We start from the raw sequence: 17,192 nt of genomic DNA, 5'->3' as shown, positions 1-17,192 counted from the left end.
CAACACCACAACGTACCTCCGGGGTCTCCCCCCAAACACGCCCGGCGCGGGGCCCCACAAGCAAAAAACCCCCCCCAACAACCCCACCCCCCCCCCCCCCCGGGGGGGGGGGGGGGGGCCCCCCCGCCCCCACCACCGGCGCGTTGCAGCGATGCAGTGATCAGCGGCCCGCTCCCCCGGGCCGTGCCCCGGTGGGCGCGGGAGCCCCAGAACCGCGAGGAATAAGACCATGACCGTGGACTCCCAGGGGACGGCGACCGCCGGTCCCCAGGACGCGCCCGGGAGGGCGGCAGGGAAGTCTCAGACTCCGCCACCCTCTTCGGGCCCGAAGGAAGTCCTTCAGCCTCCACGCGGCAGACGCTCCCTGCCCAGCGGGGTGCTGCCGTATCTGCTCGTCGCGCCTGCCCTGCTGTCCATGGCGGTGCTGCTGCTCTACCCGCTGATCCGCAATGTGATCCTCTCCTTCCAGCAGCTCAACCGGAAGGAGTTCATCACCCGCGAGACCGTCTGGACCGGCTTCGACAACTACACCGAGCTCCTCGGTGACTCCGACTTCTGGACCGTCGTCGTCCGAAGCGTCGTCTTCACGGCCGTCAACGTCGCCCTCATCATGGCGATCGGCACCGGCATCGGCCTGCTGCTCAACCGTCTCGGCAAGAAGATGCGACTGGTCCTCTCGCTGGCCCTCATGTTCGCCTGGGCCATGCCGATCGTCGCCTCCGTCACGGTCTTCCGCTGGCTCTTCGACGAGCAGTTCGGCGTCGTCAACTGGCTGATGCGCACGCTGGGCTTCTCCGGTTACGACCAGCACAACTGGTTCGAGACCGGCTTCTCCACCCTGGTCATCGTCCTGATCCTGCTCGTCTGGGGCTCGGTCCCCTTCGTCGCCCTCAACATGTACGCCGGCCTGACCACCATCGGGTCCGAGCTGTACGAGGCCGCCAAGATGGACGGCGCGAGCGGCTGGCGCACCTTCTGGGCCGTGGTCTTCCCGAACCTCCGGTCCTTCTTCATGATCACGACGTTCCTGGAGATCATCTGGATCTTCAAGGCGTTCGCCCAGGTCTACGCCATGAACCTGGGTGGCCCCGACCGCGGTTCCGAGACGCTCCCGGTCTTCGCCTACATCGAGGGCGTCGGCCAGTTCCACTACGGTGTGGCCGCCGCGATCTCCATCCTGACGATCGTGATGCTCATCGCGGTCATGTCCTTCTACTTCCGCCTGATCCTGAAGGAGGAGGAGCAGCTGTGAGCGCCGCCACCACGCCGACTCCGCAGAAGCTGCGCACCCGGAGGCCGCTGACGGTCGCCGTGGTCGCCAAGAACCTCGGCGCCCTCGTGCTCGCCGTCGTCTTCGTCTTCCCGGTCTACTGGATGTTCTCGTCCTCGCTGAAGCCGCAGCACGAGATCATGACGAAGGACCCGGTCTTCGTCTTCACCCCGACCTTCGAGAACTACAAGACCGCCACCGGCGTCGACCTCTTCTGGACGTACGTCACCAACAGCCTCACGGTCACCGTCGGTGCCGTCCTGCTCGCCCTGGTCGTCGCCCTGGCCGCGAGCTTCGCGATCGCCCGCCTCAAGTTCAAGGGGCGCAAGGGGATCGTCCTCATCGTGATGATGGCGCAGATGGCCCCCTGGGAGGTCATGGTCATCGCGATGTACATGATCTCGCGCGAGAACGACCTGCTGAACAGCATCCCGATGCTCACGCTCATCTACTTCGTCATGGTCCTCCCCTTCACGATCTGGACCCTGCGCGGCTTCATCGCCGCCGTCCCGGTCGAGCTGGAGGAGGCCGCCCAGATCGACGGCTGCACCCGGGGCCAGGCCTTCCGCAAGGTGATCTTCCCGCTGCTCGCCCCCGGTCTGATGTCGACCTCGCTCTTCGGCTTCATCACCGCCTGGAACGAGTTCGCCATGATCCTCATGCTCAACAAGGAGAAGGAGTCGCAGACCCTGACGCTCTGGCTGACCCAGTTCCAGACCGCGTTCGGCAGCGACTGGGGCGCCACCATGGCCGCCTCCACGCTCTTCGCCCTCCCCGTGCTCGTCGTCTTCCTCTTCCTCCAGCGCAAGGCCGTCGGCGGCATGACCGCCGGCGCGGTGAAGGGATAACGGAACCCCCATGACCACACTCCTGCACGGCTCTGACACCCTGACCCGTGACGCGCTCACGGTCCTCCAGCCCGGCTTCGTCGGCACCACCGCCCCCGACTGGCTGCTCCGCCGCGTCGGCGAAGGACTGTCCTCGGTCGGCCTGTTCGGCCGGAACATCGTCGACCCCGGCCAGCTCGCCGCGCTCACCGCGCAGCTGCGCGCCGAGCGCGACGACGTCCTCGTCGCCATCGACGAGGAGGGCGGGGACGTCACCCGCCTGGAGGTCAAGCAGGGCTCGTCCTTCCCCGGCAACTACGCGCTGGGCAGCGTCGACGACGTCGAGCTCACCCGGGCCGTCGCCCGCGAGCTCGGCCGCCGGCTCGTGGCGTGCGGCGTCGACCTGAACTGGGCGCCCTCGGCCGACGTCAACTCCAACGCCGAGAACCCGGTCATCGGCGTCCGCTCCTTCGGCCCGGACCCGGACCTCGTCGCCCGGCACACCGTGGCGTACGTCGACGGCCTCCAGGGCGTCGGGGTCGCGGCCTGCACCAAGCACTTCCCCGGACACGGCGACACCAACGTGGACTCCCACGACGCGCTGCCCCGGATCGATGTGGACCTCGCCACACTGCACGCCCGTGAGCTGGTGCCTTTCCGCGCCGCCGTCGCCGCCGGTACCAAAGCGGTCATGAGCGCGCATATTCTGCTCTCCGCGCTCGACCCCCACCGCCCGGCCACCCTGAGCCCGCAGATCCTCACCGGACTGCTGCGCCAGGAACTGGGCTTCGAGGGCCTGATCGTCACCGACGGCATGGAGATGCAGGCCGTCGCGGCGACGTACGGCATCGAGCGCGGATCCGTCCTCGCCATCGCCGCGGGCGCCGACGCCATCTGCGTCGGCGGCGGGCTGTGCGACGAGGACACCGTGCTGCGGCTGCGCGACGCGCTGGTCGCCGCGGTACGGACCGGTGAACTGCCCGAGGAACGGCTGGCCGACGCCGCGGCGCGCGTGCGCGCCCTGGCGTCCTGGACGCAGGCGCACCGGGCCAGGGGGGCTGGGTCGGTGCCGGGCGCGGCAGTGCAGGAGGGGACCGCGCCCGGTGCCGACATCGGACTCGTGGCCGCCCGCCGGGCCCTGAAGGTGACCCGGGGGGAGCGGCCCTACACGCCGATGAGCGGCGCCCCCTACGTGGCCTCCTTCACCCCGGTCGCGAACTTCGCGGTCGGCGACGAGACGCCCTGGGGCGTCGCGGCCGAGCTGGAGCGCCTGCTCCCCGGCACGGAGACCGGCTCGTACGACGAGTCCTCGTCCGTGGACGCCGTCCTGGCCGCCGCGGGGGAGCGGCGGATCGTGGCGGTCGTACGGGACCTCCACCGGCACCCGTGGATGACCGCGGCCCTGGACGGCCTCCTCGCGGCCCGCCCCGACACCGTGGTGGTCGAGATGGGCCTCAACGAGGCGGAGCCGCGCGGGGCCCTGCACATCGCCACGCACGGCGCGGCCCGGGTCTGCGGGCGCGCGGCGGCCGAGGCCGTGGTCGGCACCGGCGCCTGACGGGACGTACCCGAAGGGGCCCGGCACCTGGATCAGGTGCCGGGCCCCTTCGCGTGCGGAGTCCCCGGGAGTCCCCGGGAGTCCCCGGGAGTCCCCGCGCGGGGTCTTAGATGCCCTGCCAGTCCGGCTTGTTCGCGAAGGTGTGGCGGAAGTAGTCCGCGAGCTTCAGCTTGGAGGCGGCCGCCTCGTCCACCACGACCGTGGCGTGCGGGTGCAGCTGGAGGGCGGAGGCCGGCACGAGCGCCGCCACCGGGCCCTCGACGGTCTGCGCCACGGCCTCGGCCTTGCCCTCGCCGGTGGCGAGCAGCACCAGGTGACGGGCCTCCAGGATGGTGCCGATGCCCTGGGTGATGACGTGGTGCGGCACCTGCTCGATGTCGTTGTCGAAGAAGCGGGCGTTGTCCACGCGGGTCTGCTCGGTGAGCGTCTTGATCCGGGTCCGGGAGGCGAGCGAGGAGCAGGGCTCGTTGAAGCCGATGTGCCCGTCCGTGCCGATGCCGAGGATCTGCAGGTCCACGCCGCCGGCCTCGGCCAGCGCCCTGTCGTAGGCGTCGCAGGCCGCCAGGACGTCCTCGGCGGCGCCGTCGGGGCCCAGGAAGGCCTCGGGCGAGAGTCCGAGCGGCTCGACGACCTGGCGGAGCACGGTGGAGCGGTAGGACTCCGGGTGCCCCGCGGGCAGCCCGACGTACTCGTCCAGCTGGGCGATCCGCGCACGGGAGGCGTCCACGGCACCGGAGGAGACCTGGGCGACAAGGGCGTCGTAGATCGGGATCGGAGTCGAGCCCGTGGCCACGCCGAGCAGCGCGTCGGGCTTGCGGCGCAGGAGGTCGGCGATGCCGTCCGCGATCAGCTCGCCGCCGGCCTTGGCGTCCTTGACGATGACAACTTCCACGCTGTGCCTGCCGATCTGGTGAGGGGCTGGTGAAGGACCGTGTGGTATAGACCAATCTAAGTCCAAATCTAGCAGAGGGGAGGCCCTCTCCTCATGCCGTTCCGCCCCGCGGACGGCCCCTCGTCCATCGTCGGCCGCCCCCGTGCCCCCAGCCACTCGAACCCCGCCCGCCCCGGGGCTCCACCCGCCTCCACGCGGCGGCGGTCAGGCCAGCGAGCCGCCCGTCACGTCGATCCAGTCGCCCGTCACCCAGCGCGCGTCCTCCGAGGCCAGGAAGGCCACCACGTCGGCTATCTCGGCCGGCGTCCCGACCGCCCCCAGCGTCGCCATCGCCGCCGCCCCGGCCCAGGCCTCCTCGTTCCCCCGCAGCCACCCGGCGTTGACGTCCGTGTCCACGATCCCCGGCGCCACCGCGTTGACCGTGATCCCGCGCGGCCCCAGGACCTTCGACAGGTACCGGGTGAAGACGTCGAGGGCGCCCTTCGACATCGCGTACGCGACGAGGTCCGGCATGACCGCCGACCTGCTCAGCCCGGTCGAGACGTTGATGATCCGGCCGCCGTCCCGGAGCCGCTCCGCGCCCAGCTGCGCCAGGAAGAAGGGCGCCTTCGTGTTCACCGCGAAGATCCGGTCGTACTCCTCGTCCCCGATCGTCGCGAACGGTTGCGACGCCCCGATCCCCGCGTTGTTCACGAGGATGTCCAGGCCCTCCGCCCGCGCGTCGAAGGCCCGCCACAGCGCCGCCGCGTCCCCCGGGACCCCCAGCTCCTGGCCCAGGGCGAAGGCGGTGCCGCCGGCCGCCTCGATCGTCGCGACCGTGTCCTTCGCCGCCTCCGCGTTCGTCCCGTAGTGCACCGCGACCCGCGCCCCCTCCCGGCCGAGCCGCTCCGCGATGCCCCGTCCGATGCCCCGGCTGCCGCCCGTGACCAGTGCCGTCTTCCCCGCCAGTCGTCCGCCGAGCACGCCCATGGCGACGCCCCCCTCTTTCTATAGTGGTCGTTACGTAAAGACCGTACCCCACGATTCGTAGCGAGCGCTATAGAATTCACTCCATGGTGACGAGACAGCGCGGCCGCCCCCGTTCCTTCGACCGGCCCACGGCCCTGGAGCAGGCGACGATGGCCTTCTGGGAGCACGGCTACGAGACGACCTCGGTCTCCGACCTCACCCGCGTCATGGGCATCAGCGCGCCCAGCCTCTACGCCGCCTTCGGCGACAAGAGGACGCTGTTCGAAGAGGTCGTCGAGGCGTACGCGGCCGGATACGGCGCCTACGGCAACCGCGCCTTCGCGGAGGAGCCGACCGCCCGCGCGGCCCTGGGGCGCATGCTGCGCGAGGCCGCGGTGATCTTCACCGAGCCCGGGCACCCGCACGGCTGCCTGATGATCTCCGCAGCCGTGAACTGCTCGACGCCCGAGGTGGAGGAGGCCCTGCGGGACCGGCGGAACGCGAACCTGGCCGCGTTCGAGACCCGCGTCCGCGAGGACGTGGAGAGCGGCGGCCTCCCGCCGGACACGGACCCCCGCACGCTGGCCCGGCTGATCGGCGCCGTCCTCCAGGGCATGTCCCTACAGGCCCGCGACGGGGCCACGGCGGAGGAGTTGACGGCGGTGGCGGAGGCGGCGATGCGCGCCTGGCCGGCGCAGGACGGGGAGGAGGCCCCGGAAACACCCGCGGGCTACGGCGCCTGACGGGACCCTCAGCCCGCCCGGCACCGCAGCCCGGAGTTGCCCGGCCGGGGGTGTGCGGTCCCTCGGCCGTCTGGGAGGTCTCGGCGCAGTCAGGGCAGAGAGCGCCGGGTACCTCGTCCATCCTCCTGTGCGGGGAGGACGGAGGCTCTGTTGCGTTCATTGTGGACTAGACCATTCTTGTCTGTCCATCCACAGGAACGCGCTCTTTCCCGGCCCATCCTCCAACACGGAGCCCGGGAGATCCAGGTTCACCGCCCCTGTAATTCCGCGGGTACGCTCGCACCGTGCCCTCCATGAACGACCTCGTCCGCCAGCACACCGCCCTGAGCGACTCCGACCTCGAGTGGCTCCATCTGCTGGTGTCGGAGTGGCAGCTGCTCTCCGACCTCTCCTTCGCCGACCTCGTGCTCTGGGTCCCGACCCTCGACGGCACGCGGTACGTCTCCGTCGCCCAGATGCGGCCCAACACCGGCCCCACCTCCTACCAGGACGACATGGTCGGCCACCTGGTGCCGCGCGGCCGCCGTCCCCTCCTCGACGCCGCCCTCGACGAGGGCCGGATCGTCCGCGAGGGCGACCCGGAGTGGCGCGAGGAGGTCCCGGTGCGGGTCGAGTCCATCCCCGTGCGGCGCGAGGGCCGGGTGCTCGGCGTCATCGCCCGCAACACCAACCTGCTCACCGTCCGCACCCCCTCCCGCCTGGAGCTCACCTACCTCCAGTCGGCCTCCGACCTCGCCCAGATGATCGCCGCCGGAACGTTCCCCTTCCCCGGCGAGCAGGTCGACATGGACTCCTCGCCGCGCGCCGGCGACGGTCTCGTCCGCCTCGACGCCGAGGGCGTCGTCCAGTACGCCTCGCCCAACGCGCTCTCCGCGTACCACCGCCTCGGCCTCGCCGCCGACCTCGTCGGCCAGGACCTCGGGCAGATCACCGCCGAACTCGCCCCCTCCCGGGGCCCGGTGGACGAGGCCCTGGTCAAGCTGGCCTCCGGCTACGCTCCCCGCGAGTTCGAGGTCGAGGGCAACGGCGGCGTGATCCAGCTGCGGGCGATCCCGCTCAAGCCCAAGGGCACCCGGATCGGTTCGCTCGTCCTGCTCCGGGACGTCACCGAACTGCGCCGCCGGGAGCGCGAGTTGATCACCAAGGACGCCACCATCCGGGAGATCCACCACCGGGTGAAGAACAACCTCCAGACGGTGGCCGCGCTGCTCCGCCTCCAGTCCCGCCGGATGGACTCCGAACGGGGCCGCGAGGCACTCAACGAGGCCGTGCGCCGGGTCGGTTCGATCGCCATCGTCCACGAGACGCTGTCTCAGAACCTGGACGAGCGGGTGGAGTTCGACGAGATCGCCGACCGGGTCATCGCGATGGTCGCCGAGATCTCCCCGGGCAAGGTCACCTGCCGCCGCAACGGCCGCTTCGGCATCCTCGACGCCGAGGTCGCCACCCCGCTCTCCATGGTCCTCACCGAGGTCCTGCAGAACGCCCTGGAACACGCCTTCGCGCAGGGCGAGCAGGGCACGGTCGAGGTCAGCGCCGTGCGCGGCGAGACCCGGACGGACCCCCGGCTCCTGATCACGGTCCAGGACGACGGCCGCGGCCTGCCCGAGGGCTTCGACGCGCAGCGGGCCGGCAATCTCGGCCTACAGATCGTACGGACCCTGGTGGAAGGGGAGTTGGGCGGTTCCTTCGACATGCTGCCGGGCGCCGAGCGCGGCACCAAGGTGGTCCTCGACCTTCCCGTGCGACCGCAGAAGTGACCGACTGAGGCAGTACAGCAGCGAGCCCCGGACCGAAGGGAATCGGTCCGGGGCTCGAATGCTGTGGGTTACTGCTGCGTGCTGCGGCTCGAGGGCGGTGATTGCGTACGCGGTGTACGCGCCGCGTGCCTCAGGCTGTGCAGGTGGCTCAGGCGCTGGCGTTACGCGCCCGGTTGCGAGCGGCACGGCGCTTCATCGCGCGGCGCTCGTCCTCGCTGAGGCCACCCCAGACGCCGGAGTCCTGGCCGGACTCGAGCGCCCACTGCAGGCACTGCTCCATGACGGGGCAGCGGCGGCAGACGGCCTTGGCTTCCTCGATCTGCAGCAGCGCAGGACCGGTGTTGCCGATGGGGAAGAACAGCTCGGGGTCTTCCTCACGACAAACGGCGTTGTGACGCCAGTCCATGGCTGCTACCTCTCTCAGTGTTTCGTGCGAGTTGCTTGTGAATGTGAACGCTTTCACGAATCCCTCCGCAAGGGAAGGGCCGACTGCCAGTTGAACTGGTGTGGTCCTGTTGCTTGGGGTGGGGTTCTGGCTCTCAGTGGAGGCCGGTGTTGCGGGCCGTCCCGATCGCCAAGAAGAGACTCCCAAACCCCAGGGGCGGATACAACCCCTTCTGGAAAGTTTTTTTTGATTCCTCGGTGTCGGCTAGGTCACAGCCGTACTTCTTAGGGGTGGATGCGCGTTTAAACGTTCGAGTGAAAGGACTTTGGGCCCTTCCACTCACACAATCACACGCAGTGCACGGCGAACGCCTGTGAACGTCACGCTCGTACGGAGTCCGAGGTGGTCTCCGTCCATCTGTAGGGGGAGGGGCACCTTCGAATGCAAGGTGAAGTCGGTCAGGTCATGCAGAGTCACGGCGTGCTTACCCCGCGGGCCCCGCTCCGGGGTCGAGGTGAGCAGCTGGGTGCCGTACCGGGCCACCGCCGGAGTGGAGAGCCGGCGCAGCCCGAGGACGTCGAGCGCGGTCTCGAAGGACGCCTCCGGGGACGCGTACACCGGGCGATTGCCCAGGTAGGTCCAGGGGGAGGTGTTGCAGATTATGGAGAGCACCAGGTCCTCGACCGGCTCCGCGTCCGGGCGCTCCAGGGTGATCGTCCCCTGTCTGCGGTGCGGTTCCTCCAGGAACTGGCGCACCACCTGGCGCAGATAGAGGGCGTGCGTCGACCGCTTCCCGCGCTCGCGCTGCTGTTCGACCCGGCCGATGACGCTCGCGTCGAAGCCGAGTCCGGCACAGAAGGTGAACCAGCGTTCGGGCACGGCTTCGTCCTCGGTGCCCGGCGTCCCGGACGCCAGACCGAGGCTGACCGTCCGTGACCGCCGCTCACGCAGTGCGTCGAGCAGGGCGCCGGTCGCCTCCACGGCGTCGTTCGGCAGTCCGAGGGCGCGGGCGAAGACGTTCGTCGAACCGCCCGGGACGACCGCGAGGCTCGGCAGCCGCTCCGGATCGGGCCCGTCGTGCAGCAGTCCGTTGACGACCTCGTTCACCGTGCCGTCCCCGCCGAGGGCCACGACCAGGTCGATGTTCCCGGCCTCGGCGGCCCGCCGGCCCAGGTCGCGCGCGTGTCCCCGGTACTCGGTGGTGACCGCCTCCAGCTTCATCTCGCTGGCCAGCGCGTGGATGAGCACGTCACGGGTGCGGGCACTGGTGGTGGTGGCTGCCGGGTTGACCACGAGAAGTGCGCGCATGGTCGCCAGCGTACCTACCCGACGGTACCGGGCCCAGCCCAGGCCGATCCGCGGACGCCCCGCGGGAACCCCCCGGTCCGGGGCCCGCCCCCGGTTCCCCGGCCCCCCGGTTACGCTGCCTTTCATGAGCAGTACGGAGCAGACCCCCGGCGGTACGGAGCAGACCCCCCGCCCCGCCCGCCTGGCCGCCGCCGCCGGCGTGGCCCTCGTCGAGGCCCTCGGGCTCCTCGCCGGAGGCGTGTACATGCTGGTGCGGGCCCTGGCCGACGGCGGCGACGTCACCAGCGGGGTGACGGGCGGTGTGACCGTGATCGCACTGGGGCTGATCCCGCTCGCCGCCGCCCGCGGCCTGTGGACGATGCGCTCCTGGAGCCGCGGCCCGGCCGTGATCACCCAGATCCTCGCCCTGCCGGTCGCCTGGCAGATGCTCCAGACCGAGGGCGTGATCCCCTTCGGGATCGCCGTCGCCGCGCTCGCCGTGGCCGGGCTCGTCCTCCTGGTGAACCCGGCCACGACCGAGGCGCTCGGGATCCGGCGCCCCGGCCGGGAGAGCTGACCTCACTCCTCGACGAGGAGCTTCTCCCGCAGCTGGGCGAGCGTCCGGGCCAGCAGCCGGGAGACGTGCATCTGCGAGATGCCCACCTCCTGCGCGATCTGCGACTGGGTCATGTTCCCGAAGAAGCGAAGGAGCAGGATCCGCTTCTCCCGGGGCGGCAGGTCCTCCAGGAGCGGCTTGAGCGACTCCCGATACTCGACCCCCTCCAGGGCCTCGTCCTCCGCGCCCAGGGTGTCCGCGACCGCCGGCGACTCGTCGTCCGTGTCGGGGACGTCCAGGGAGAGCGTCGAGTAGGCGTTCGCCGACTCCAGACCCTCCAGGACCTCCTCCTCGGAGATCCCGAGCCGCTCGGCCAGCTCGTGCACCGTCGGCGACCGGCCGTGCTGCTGGGAGAGCTCGGCCGTCGCCGTGGTCAGCGAGAGCCGCAGCTCCTGGAGCCGGCGCGGCACCCGGACCGCCCAGCCCTTGTCCCGGAAGTGCCGCTTGATCTCGCCGACCACCGTCGGCGTCGCGTACGTGGAGAACTCCACCCCGCGCTCCGGGTCGAACCGGTCGACCGACTTGATCAGGCCGATCGTCGCCACCTGCGTCAGGTCGTCCAGCGGCTCGCCCCGGTTCCGGAAGCGCCGGGCCAGGTGCTCCACCAGCGGCAGGTGCATGCGCACCAGCCGGTTGCGCAGCTCCGCCTTCTCCGGAGAGCCCTCGGGCAGCTCGCGCAGCCGCACGAAGAGGGCGCGCGCGCCGCTCCGGTCGTGCGGGTCCGGGACGGCGGGGAGGTCCGGGCCCTCGTCGTCCTCGTCTCCGTCCCCGGCCTTCTCCGCGGCGGCCGCGCCGGGCGCCTCGGCGGCTTGGGGCGTCCGCGCCCCGGGGGCCTCGGAGGAGCCCTCGGAACCCGCGGGGGCCTCGGAGGAGGCCCCGGGTGCATCGGGAACCTCGTGGTGCTGCTCGTGCTCGCTCATGTGGTCCGCCTGCTCCGTAGCGACCCTGTTCGGCCGCGCCTGCTGCTCAGGGATGCCGGCCGTCGCGTCCCCGTTTCTCACGCCGGGCCTGGCCCCGCGCCGCGCTGTTTGTACAGGCTGATCGAGACGGTACGGTCCTCGGCCACCGACGACTCCACCTTTCCGGCGAGCGCCGACAGCACGGTCCACGCGAAGGTGTCCCGCTCGGGCGCCCTGCCGTCCGTCGTCGGGGCGGAGACCGTCACGTCGAGGGAGTCGTCGACCAGCCGGAAGACACAGCTGAGGACGGACCCCGGCACGGCCTGCTGGAGCAGGATGGCGCAGGCCTCGTCGACCGCGATCCGCAAGTCCTCGATCTCGTCGAGGGTGAAGTCCAAGCGCGCCGCGAGGCCGGCCGTGGCCGTACGCAGCACGGACAGATAGGCACCCGCAGCGGGCAGCCGGACTTCCACGAAGTCCTGGGTCCCGGGCTCGCCTGCGATCTGGGACACCCTCACCTCCAAGGTGGCACAAGCTCATTCGGGGTACGGGGGGAGTGACCCCCGAACCGGGCGGTACGCAGGGAGCCTGCGCGGTCCGCCGTGACGCTATCGCGATCCATCCTGCCGTGTCGCCGTGCGACCCGGGGACCGGATGGTCCCCCGCCCCCGCTCCGGCAGCCCGCGGAGAACCCGCGGAGGGGTGACGTACCCAACCGTCAGACGATCGAACCGTCGACGAAGCACCAGCGCCAGGCCTCGCCCGGTTCGAACGTCCGCATCACGGGGTGCCCGGTGGAGGAGAAGTGCCCCGTCGCGTGCCGTCCCGCGGAGGAGTCGCAGCAGCCCACGTGCCCGCAGCTCAGACAGAGCCGCAGCTGGACCGGGTGCGTGCCGTCCGCCAGGCACTCGGGACAGGTGTCGGCCAGCGGCGCCGGTTCGGGGCGCGGCATTTCGGCTACGTGCGGGCACTCGCTCATGATGGCCAGGTTACGTTGCGGCACGGGACGGGGTCGGGATCATGGACGCACTGCAGCTGGTGGGGCTGGTGGCGGCGAGCGCCGCCGTGGCGGGACTCGCCCGCAGGACCCCGGTGCCGGCCCCCCTGCTCCTGGTCGCCGCGGGCCTCGTCGCCGCGTACGTGCCGGGGGTGCCCGACTACACCCTCGACCCGCACATCGTGCTGCCGCTGATCCTGCCCCCGCTCCTCTACACGGCGGCGGTCGACTCCTCGTACCTCGACCTGCGGGCCAACATCAGACCCGTCGCACTGCTGTCCGTCGGGTACGTCCTCTTCGCCACCGTCGCCGTCGGCTGGCTGGCCTACGTCCTCGTGCCCGACCTGCCGCTCACCGCCGCCCTGGTGCTCGGCGCCGTGATCGCCCCGCCGGACGCCGTCGCCGCGACCGCCATCGCGCGCAGGCTCGGCCTGCCGAACCGGATCACCACGATCCTCCAGGGCGAGTCCCTCGTGAACGACGCCACCGCGATCACCGCGTACAAGGTCGCCCTCGCCGCCGCCGTCGGCGAGGGCGTCAGCTGGGCCGGCGGCCTGTGGGAGTTCGCCCTGGCCGCGGTCGGCGGCATCGGCGTGGGCCTGGTCCTCATGGTCCCGATCCACTGGATGCGCACCCACCTGACCGAGGCCCTGCTCCAGAACACCCTCTCCCTGCTCATCCCGTTCGCCGCGTACGCCGCCGCCGAGGAGGTCGGCGCCTCCGGAGTGCTCGCCGTCGTCGTGGTCGGCCTCTTCCTCGGCCACAAGGCCTGGAAGGTCGACTTCGCGACCCGGCTCCAGGAGGAGGCCGTCTGGAAGATGGTCGCCTTCGTCCTGGAGTCCGCCGTCTTCGCGCTCATCGGCCTCCAGCTGCCGTACGTCGTCCGGGGTCTCGGCCCGTACGGGATGGGCGAGGCGGCCTGGTACGCGGTCGGCGTCTTCGTCGCCGTGGTGGTGGTCCGCTTCGTCTGGGTCTACCCGGCGACCTTCCTGCCCCGCTGGATGTCCGCGGGCATCCGGGAGCGCGAGCCGGAGGTGGACTGGCGGGCGCCGCTCGTCGTCGGCTGGGCCGGCATGCGCGGCGTGGTCTCCCTGGCCATCGCCTTCTCCATCCCCGTCGTCACCGACGGGGTGGACTTCCCGGCCCGGAACCTCGTCCTGTTCCTCACCTTCACCACCGTGATCGGCACCCTGGTGGTGCATGGCCTCACCCTGCCGCCCCTGATCCGCCTCCTGAAGCTGCCCGGCCGCGACCGCTACGCCGAGACCCTCGCCGAGGCCCAGGCCCAGAGCGAGGCCTCGCGGGCCGCCGAGGAACGGCTCGACGCGCTCCTCGCCGACGAGCGCAACGCCCTGCCCCAGCCCCTCGCCGACCGGCTGCGCACCGTCATGGAGCGCCGCCGCAACTCCGTGTGGGAACGCCTCGGCGCGGTCAACGAGATCACCGGGGAGACCGCGGACGACACCTACCGGCGCCTGTCGCGGCAGATGATCGACGCCGAGCGCGAGGTCTTCGTCCAGCTCCGCGACGCCCGCCGGATCGACGACGAGATGATGCGCACGCTGCTGCGCCGCCTGGACCTGGAGGAGGCGGCGGCATACCGCGAGGCCGACTAGGGAGTACGACACGCCCTAGGGGGCGTCCCGCCGACCGGGCTCGCTCGGCGGGACCGCCCCCTGGAGGACGTCCGGCGTGCCCGTGATCACCGCCGCGAGCCGGGTGCCCGCCGGGAAGGCGCCCTCCTCGGCCAGGGCCGTCAGGCCGTACAGCATTTTGGCGACATACAGCCGCTCGATGGCGAGTCCATGCCGCGCCTCGAAATCCTGTGCGAACTCCTCCAGGGCGGGGGGCACGCGCGCGTAGCCCCCGCCGTGGAAACGCTCGTCCAGGGACCAGTCGCCGCGCGGCCCGCCGAAGGCGGACTCCTGGAGCGCGCGGACCTCACCGCCGAGGAAACCGCCCTTCAGCACCGGGACGCCCAGAGCCCTCTGGCCGGGCGCGAGACCGGCCGCCAGACCCGCCAGGGTGCCGCCCGTGCCGCAGGCGACCGCGACCGTGTCCGCCGCCCCGGCGAGCTCCCGGCCCAGCTCCACGCACCCGTGGACGGCGAGCGCGTTGCTGCCGCCCTCGGGGACCACGTACGCGCCCGCGGGGGCCCGCTCAAGGAGTGCCGCCAGCGTGGCCGGATCGCCCTTCGCGCGGTACGTGGACCGGTCGACGAAGACCAGCCGCATCCCGTCCGCCGCGCACCGCGCGAGCGAGGGGTTGAGCGGGCGCCCGGCGAGCTCGTCGCCCCGGACCACCCCGACCGTGGGGAAGCCGAGCAGCCGTCCGGCGGCGGCCGTCGCCCGCAGGTGGTTCGAGTACGCGCCGCCGAAGGTGAGCACGGGCCGGCCGGCCGCCTCGCGCAGGTTGAGCGCGAGCTTGCGCCACTTGTTGCCGGGGAGGTCGGGATGGATGAGGTCCTCGCGCTTCAGCAGCAGCGCGAGGCCGCACCGGGCGAAGCGCTCGTCCGCCACCGGCTCCAGGGGGGAGGGGAGCAGGGGCCGCAGGCGGGAGGGGTCGAACGCGTTCACCCGCCCATTCTCGCCGTCCGGCTCGTTCTCGCCGGCCGGCCCCCCGTCGACGTCCCGGCCCTCCCGGCCCCTCTCGCCGTCCCGGCCATGCTCGTCGTTCCGCGCGTCCCCGCCGTCCCGGCCCGGAGCGCCGCGCCAGGACGGCGGCGCTCCGGACCTCCTCGTCAGCGCAGCTGCTCGGCGATGCGCTCCCGCATCGACGCCATCGTGAAGCCGCGCGGGTCCACCTTGCCCGGCTGCCACTCCTTGTGGCCGATGACCGAGCGGTGCGTCCAGCCGTGCGCCCGGCAGACGGCCGCCGCCGCCTTCGCGATGGCGTCCAGCTGGACCTTCGGCCACGGGTCCTGACCGTCGCCGAGGTTCTCGCACTCGAAGCCGTAGAAGTGCCGGTTGCCGTCGGTGGTGGCCTCGTCGTCCGGCGGCAGCCGCCGCTCGGCGATGACCGCGCGGAGGACCTCGTCGTCGCCGAGCCCCGCGTGGTTGGCGCGGCCGTAGCCGACGAGGTGGACCGTGCCGTCCTTGGCGATCACGCCGTGGCAGAGCGGTCCGGGCAGGGTCTCGTAGCCGTCCCGGCAGATCTGGACGGTGCGGGCGGTGCCCCGGGTCACGGTGTGGTGGATCATCACGCCGTGCACCGGGCCCCAGGGGCCCTTGTGGTTGCGGTTGTGGGTGGACCAGTCGCCGACCTGGACGACCGCGAGGCCCTCGTCGCGCAGGGCGGCGAGGAATCTGTTCGCGGACATGGGTGAGGCCATGACCGACTCCTTCCGGAGGACGGAATGAGCTTCCGGAATAGCGGAGTCCGCCCCTCCGCTGCCATCCGTTCGGACCGTGTGCGAGCCGATCCGGACAGATCGCCGGAAGCCTCCCCGGGCTCCGCTGTTCGGAGGTAGTTCGCGCGACATGCCCCGAAGATCGTCGAACAGTCCCACTCGATTGTGTAATGGCGCGGGCACGTTCCGTACTGAAAGGCTTCTCCCGAAACTCAGTCATACGAGAGGGAGTTCCATGTCCGTTGGTTCGGTTGACGGCGAGGTCCGCGCGGAGCAGCAGGCCCCGCAGCAGAGTCTCGGGACCGCCGCCGCGCGGAACCTCGCCACGACCACCAAGTCGGCCCCGCAGATGCAGGAGATCACCTCCCGGTGGCTGCTGCGGACGCTGCCGTGGGTCCAGGTGCAGGGCGGCACGTACCGGGTGAACCGGAGGCTCAGCTACTCCGTGGGCGACGGCCGCGTCACCTTCGTCCAGACCGGGGAGCGCGTCGCGGTGATCCCCGCCGAGCTCGGCGAACTCCCGGCACTGCGCGGTTACGAGGACGAGAGCGCGCTCACCGAGCTCGCCGCCCGCTGCACCCAGCGGGAGTACGCGGCGGGCGAGATCATCGCCGTCGCCGGGGCGCCCGCCGACCGGGTGCTCCTCCTCGCGCACGGCCGCATCGAGCAGATCGGCGAGGGGCCCTACGGCGACGAGGCCGTGCTCGGCGTCCTCGCCGACGGCGCCTACCTCGGCGAGGCCTCCCTGGTCCAGGAGGACGCGTCGTGGGACTGGACCGCCCGGGCCGCCACCGCCTGCACGGTCCTGGAGCTCACCCGGGACGACGTGCGGAACCTCGCCGAGCGGGCCGGCTCGCTCGCCGCCCACCTCTCGGGCGTGGCCGCCGCGCCCGACCAGCGCACCAACACCTACGGCGAGGCCGCCATCGACCTCTCCGCCGGCCACGTCGGCGAGGCCGTCGTCCCGCACACGTACGTCGACTACGACGCCTCGCCCCGCGAGTACGAGCTGAGCGTCGCCCAGACCGTGCTGAAGGTCCACAGCCGCGTCGCCGACCTCTACAACCAGCCGATGAACCAGACCGAGCAGCAGTTGCGGCTCACGGTCGAGGCGCTCCGCGAGCGCCAGGAGCACGAGCTCATCAACAACAAGGAGTTCGGCCTCCTCTCCAACTGCGACTACGGGCAGCGGCTCCAGCCGCACGACGGCGCCCCCAGCCCGGACGACATGGACGAGCTGCTCTCCCGTCGCCGGGGCTCCAAGATGTTCCTCGCCCACCCGCGCGCCATCGCCGCCTTCGGCCGCGAGCTCAACAAGCGCGGTCTCGTGCCCGAGACCATCGAGATCGCGGGCAACCGCATCCCGACCTGGCGCGGCGTGCCCATCTACCCGTGCAACAAGATCCCGGTCTCGGACGCCCGGACCACCTCGATCATCTGCATGCGCACCGGCGAGGCCGACCAGGGCGTCATCGGTCTGCACCAGACCGGCCTCCCCGACGAGATCGAGCCCAGCCTCTCCGTCCGCTTCATGGGCATCGACGAGCAGGCGATCATCTCCTACCTGGTCACGGCCTACTACTCGGCGGCGATCCTCGTCCCGGACGCCCTCGGTGTCCTGGAGAACGTCGAGGTCAGCCGCTGGCGCTGAGCCGGCGGCG

Annotated in this window: 17 protein-coding genes; 8 read left to right on the top strand and 9 right to left on the bottom strand. The window is 71.6% G+C overall.

Annotation, left to right across the window (positions count from 1 at the left end; genetic code table 11):
- Positions 1–229 precede the first annotated feature (229 nt).
- From ACFYXU_RS02155 to ACFYXU_RS02145, 3 genes are read left to right on the top strand one after another with little or no spacing between them, the layout of a single operon-like run.
- Positions 230–1,252 carry a sugar ABC transporter permease gene (locus tag ACFYXU_RS02155; RefSeq protein WP_329851689.1) on the top strand — a complete coding sequence of 341 codons (1,023 nt, stop codon included), beginning with the start codon at positions 230–232 and terminating at the stop codon, positions 1,250–1,252.
- 29 nt (positions 1,253–1,281) lie between these two features.
- Positions 1,282–2,118 (top strand): carbohydrate ABC transporter permease, encoded by an 837-nt coding sequence (locus tag ACFYXU_RS02150; RefSeq protein WP_376516882.1) that lies wholly within the window; start codon positions 1,282–1,284, stop codon positions 2,116–2,118.
- A 10-nt stretch (positions 2,119–2,128) separates the two neighbouring features.
- Positions 2,129–3,655, top strand: coding sequence for a glycoside hydrolase family 3 protein (locus tag ACFYXU_RS02145; protein WP_361402042.1), 1,527 nt, complete (start codon positions 2,129–2,131; stop codon positions 3,653–3,655).
- 106 nt (positions 3,656–3,761) lie between these two features.
- Here the strand turns inward: ACFYXU_RS02145 and nagB are convergent, their stop codons facing one another.
- Together nagB and ACFYXU_RS02135 are read right to left on the bottom strand one after the other, a co-directional pair.
- Positions 3,762–4,547: a glucosamine-6-phosphate deaminase gene (gene nagB / locus ACFYXU_RS02140; protein ID WP_376516861.1), complete on the bottom strand. Its 786-nt coding sequence runs from the start codon at positions 4,545–4,547 to the stop codon at positions 3,762–3,764.
- 204 nt (positions 4,548–4,751) lie between these two features.
- Positions 4,752–5,516, bottom strand: a complete 765-nt coding sequence (locus ACFYXU_RS02135) for an SDR family oxidoreductase (RefSeq protein ID WP_389456242.1) — start codon at positions 5,514–5,516, stop codon at positions 4,752–4,754.
- 83 nt (positions 5,517–5,599) lie between these two features.
- Here ACFYXU_RS02135 and ACFYXU_RS02130 point away from each other — a divergent pair, with 83 nt between their 5' ends.
- Both ACFYXU_RS02130 and ACFYXU_RS02125 read left to right on the top strand, forming a co-directional pair.
- The gene (locus ACFYXU_RS02130) at positions 5,600–6,238 is read left to right on the top strand and encodes a TetR/AcrR family transcriptional regulator (protein WP_389456240.1); all 639 of its coding nucleotides are present in this window, start codon (positions 5,600–5,602) and stop codon (positions 6,236–6,238) included.
- Positions 6,239–6,531: 293 nt separating this feature from the next.
- Entirely contained in the window at positions 6,532–7,998 is a 1,467-nt protein-coding gene (locus tag ACFYXU_RS02125) for a histidine kinase N-terminal domain-containing protein (protein ID WP_361402052.1), read from the top strand.
- 148 nt (positions 7,999–8,146) lie between these two features.
- Here ACFYXU_RS02125 and ACFYXU_RS02120 read toward each other — a convergent pair whose 3' ends face one another.
- Together ACFYXU_RS02120 and ACFYXU_RS02115 are read right to left on the bottom strand one after the other, a co-directional pair.
- Entirely contained in the window at positions 8,147–8,404 is a 258-nt protein-coding gene (locus ACFYXU_RS02120; RefSeq protein WP_003953983.1) for a WhiB family transcriptional regulator, read from the bottom strand.
- A 318-nt stretch (positions 8,405–8,722) separates the two neighbouring features.
- Complete coding sequence (locus tag ACFYXU_RS02115; RefSeq protein ID WP_329851682.1) at positions 8,723–9,691, bottom strand: diacylglycerol kinase family protein; 969 nt, start codon at positions 9,689–9,691, stop codon at positions 8,723–8,725.
- A gap of 124 nt (positions 9,692–9,815) precedes the next feature.
- Here ACFYXU_RS02115 and ACFYXU_RS02110 point away from each other — a divergent pair, with 124 nt between their 5' ends.
- On the top strand, positions 9,816–10,247 hold the full coding sequence (locus ACFYXU_RS02110; protein ID WP_376516870.1) for a hypothetical protein: 432 nt from the start codon (positions 9,816–9,818) through the stop codon (positions 10,245–10,247).
- Between the two features lie 2 nt (positions 10,248–10,249).
- Here the strand turns inward: ACFYXU_RS02110 and ACFYXU_RS02105 are convergent, their stop codons facing one another.
- The 3 genes from ACFYXU_RS02105 to ACFYXU_RS02095 form a co-directional block, all read right to left on the bottom strand.
- Complete coding sequence (locus tag ACFYXU_RS02105; RefSeq protein WP_389456238.1) at positions 10,250–11,287, bottom strand: RNA polymerase sigma factor SigF; 1,038 nt, start codon at positions 11,285–11,287, stop codon at positions 10,250–10,252.
- On the bottom strand, positions 11,284–11,697 hold the full coding sequence (locus tag ACFYXU_RS02100; RefSeq protein ID WP_015036094.1) for an anti-sigma regulatory factor: 414 nt from the start codon (positions 11,695–11,697) through the stop codon (positions 11,284–11,286). The genes ACFYXU_RS02105 and ACFYXU_RS02100 overlap by 4 nt, the downstream gene beginning before the upstream one ends.
- A gap of 206 nt (positions 11,698–11,903) precedes the next feature.
- Entirely contained in the window at positions 11,904–12,164 is a 261-nt protein-coding gene (locus ACFYXU_RS02095) for a UBP-type zinc finger domain-containing protein (RefSeq protein ID WP_329851676.1), read from the bottom strand.
- A gap of 41 nt (positions 12,165–12,205) precedes the next feature.
- Between ACFYXU_RS02095 and ACFYXU_RS02090 the strand changes: the two genes are divergently transcribed.
- The gene (locus ACFYXU_RS02090; RefSeq protein WP_389456235.1) at positions 12,206–13,798 is read left to right on the top strand and encodes a Na+/H+ antiporter; all 1,593 of its coding nucleotides are present in this window, start codon (positions 12,206–12,208) and stop codon (positions 13,796–13,798) included.
- A gap of 15 nt (positions 13,799–13,813) precedes the next feature.
- Here ACFYXU_RS02090 and ACFYXU_RS02085 read toward each other — a convergent pair whose 3' ends face one another.
- A complete protein-coding gene (locus ACFYXU_RS02085) occupies positions 13,814–14,758 on the bottom strand; it encodes a 1-aminocyclopropane-1-carboxylate deaminase/D-cysteine desulfhydrase (protein WP_389456233.1) in 945 nt (314 codons plus the stop codon).
- Between the two features lie 164 nt (positions 14,759–14,922).
- Complete coding sequence (locus ACFYXU_RS02080; RefSeq protein WP_329851672.1) at positions 14,923–15,513, bottom strand: N-acetylmuramoyl-L-alanine amidase; 591 nt, start codon at positions 15,511–15,513, stop codon at positions 14,923–14,925.
- Positions 15,514–15,766: 253 nt separating this feature from the next.
- On the opposite strand from ACFYXU_RS02080, the gene ACFYXU_RS02075 reads away from it, so the two are divergent.
- Positions 15,767–17,182, top strand: coding sequence for a family 2B encapsulin nanocompartment shell protein (locus ACFYXU_RS02075; RefSeq protein ID WP_329851671.1), 1,416 nt, complete (start codon positions 15,767–15,769; stop codon positions 17,180–17,182).
- Positions 17,183–17,192: the final 10 nt, after the last annotated feature.

It is taken from the genome of Streptomyces sp. NPDC002232 (genome assembly GCF_042890295.1).
GTDB lineage: Bacteria > Actinomycetota > Actinomycetes > Streptomycetales > Streptomycetaceae > Streptomyces.
This window is presented reverse-complemented; position numbering and strand designations above follow the sequence as displayed.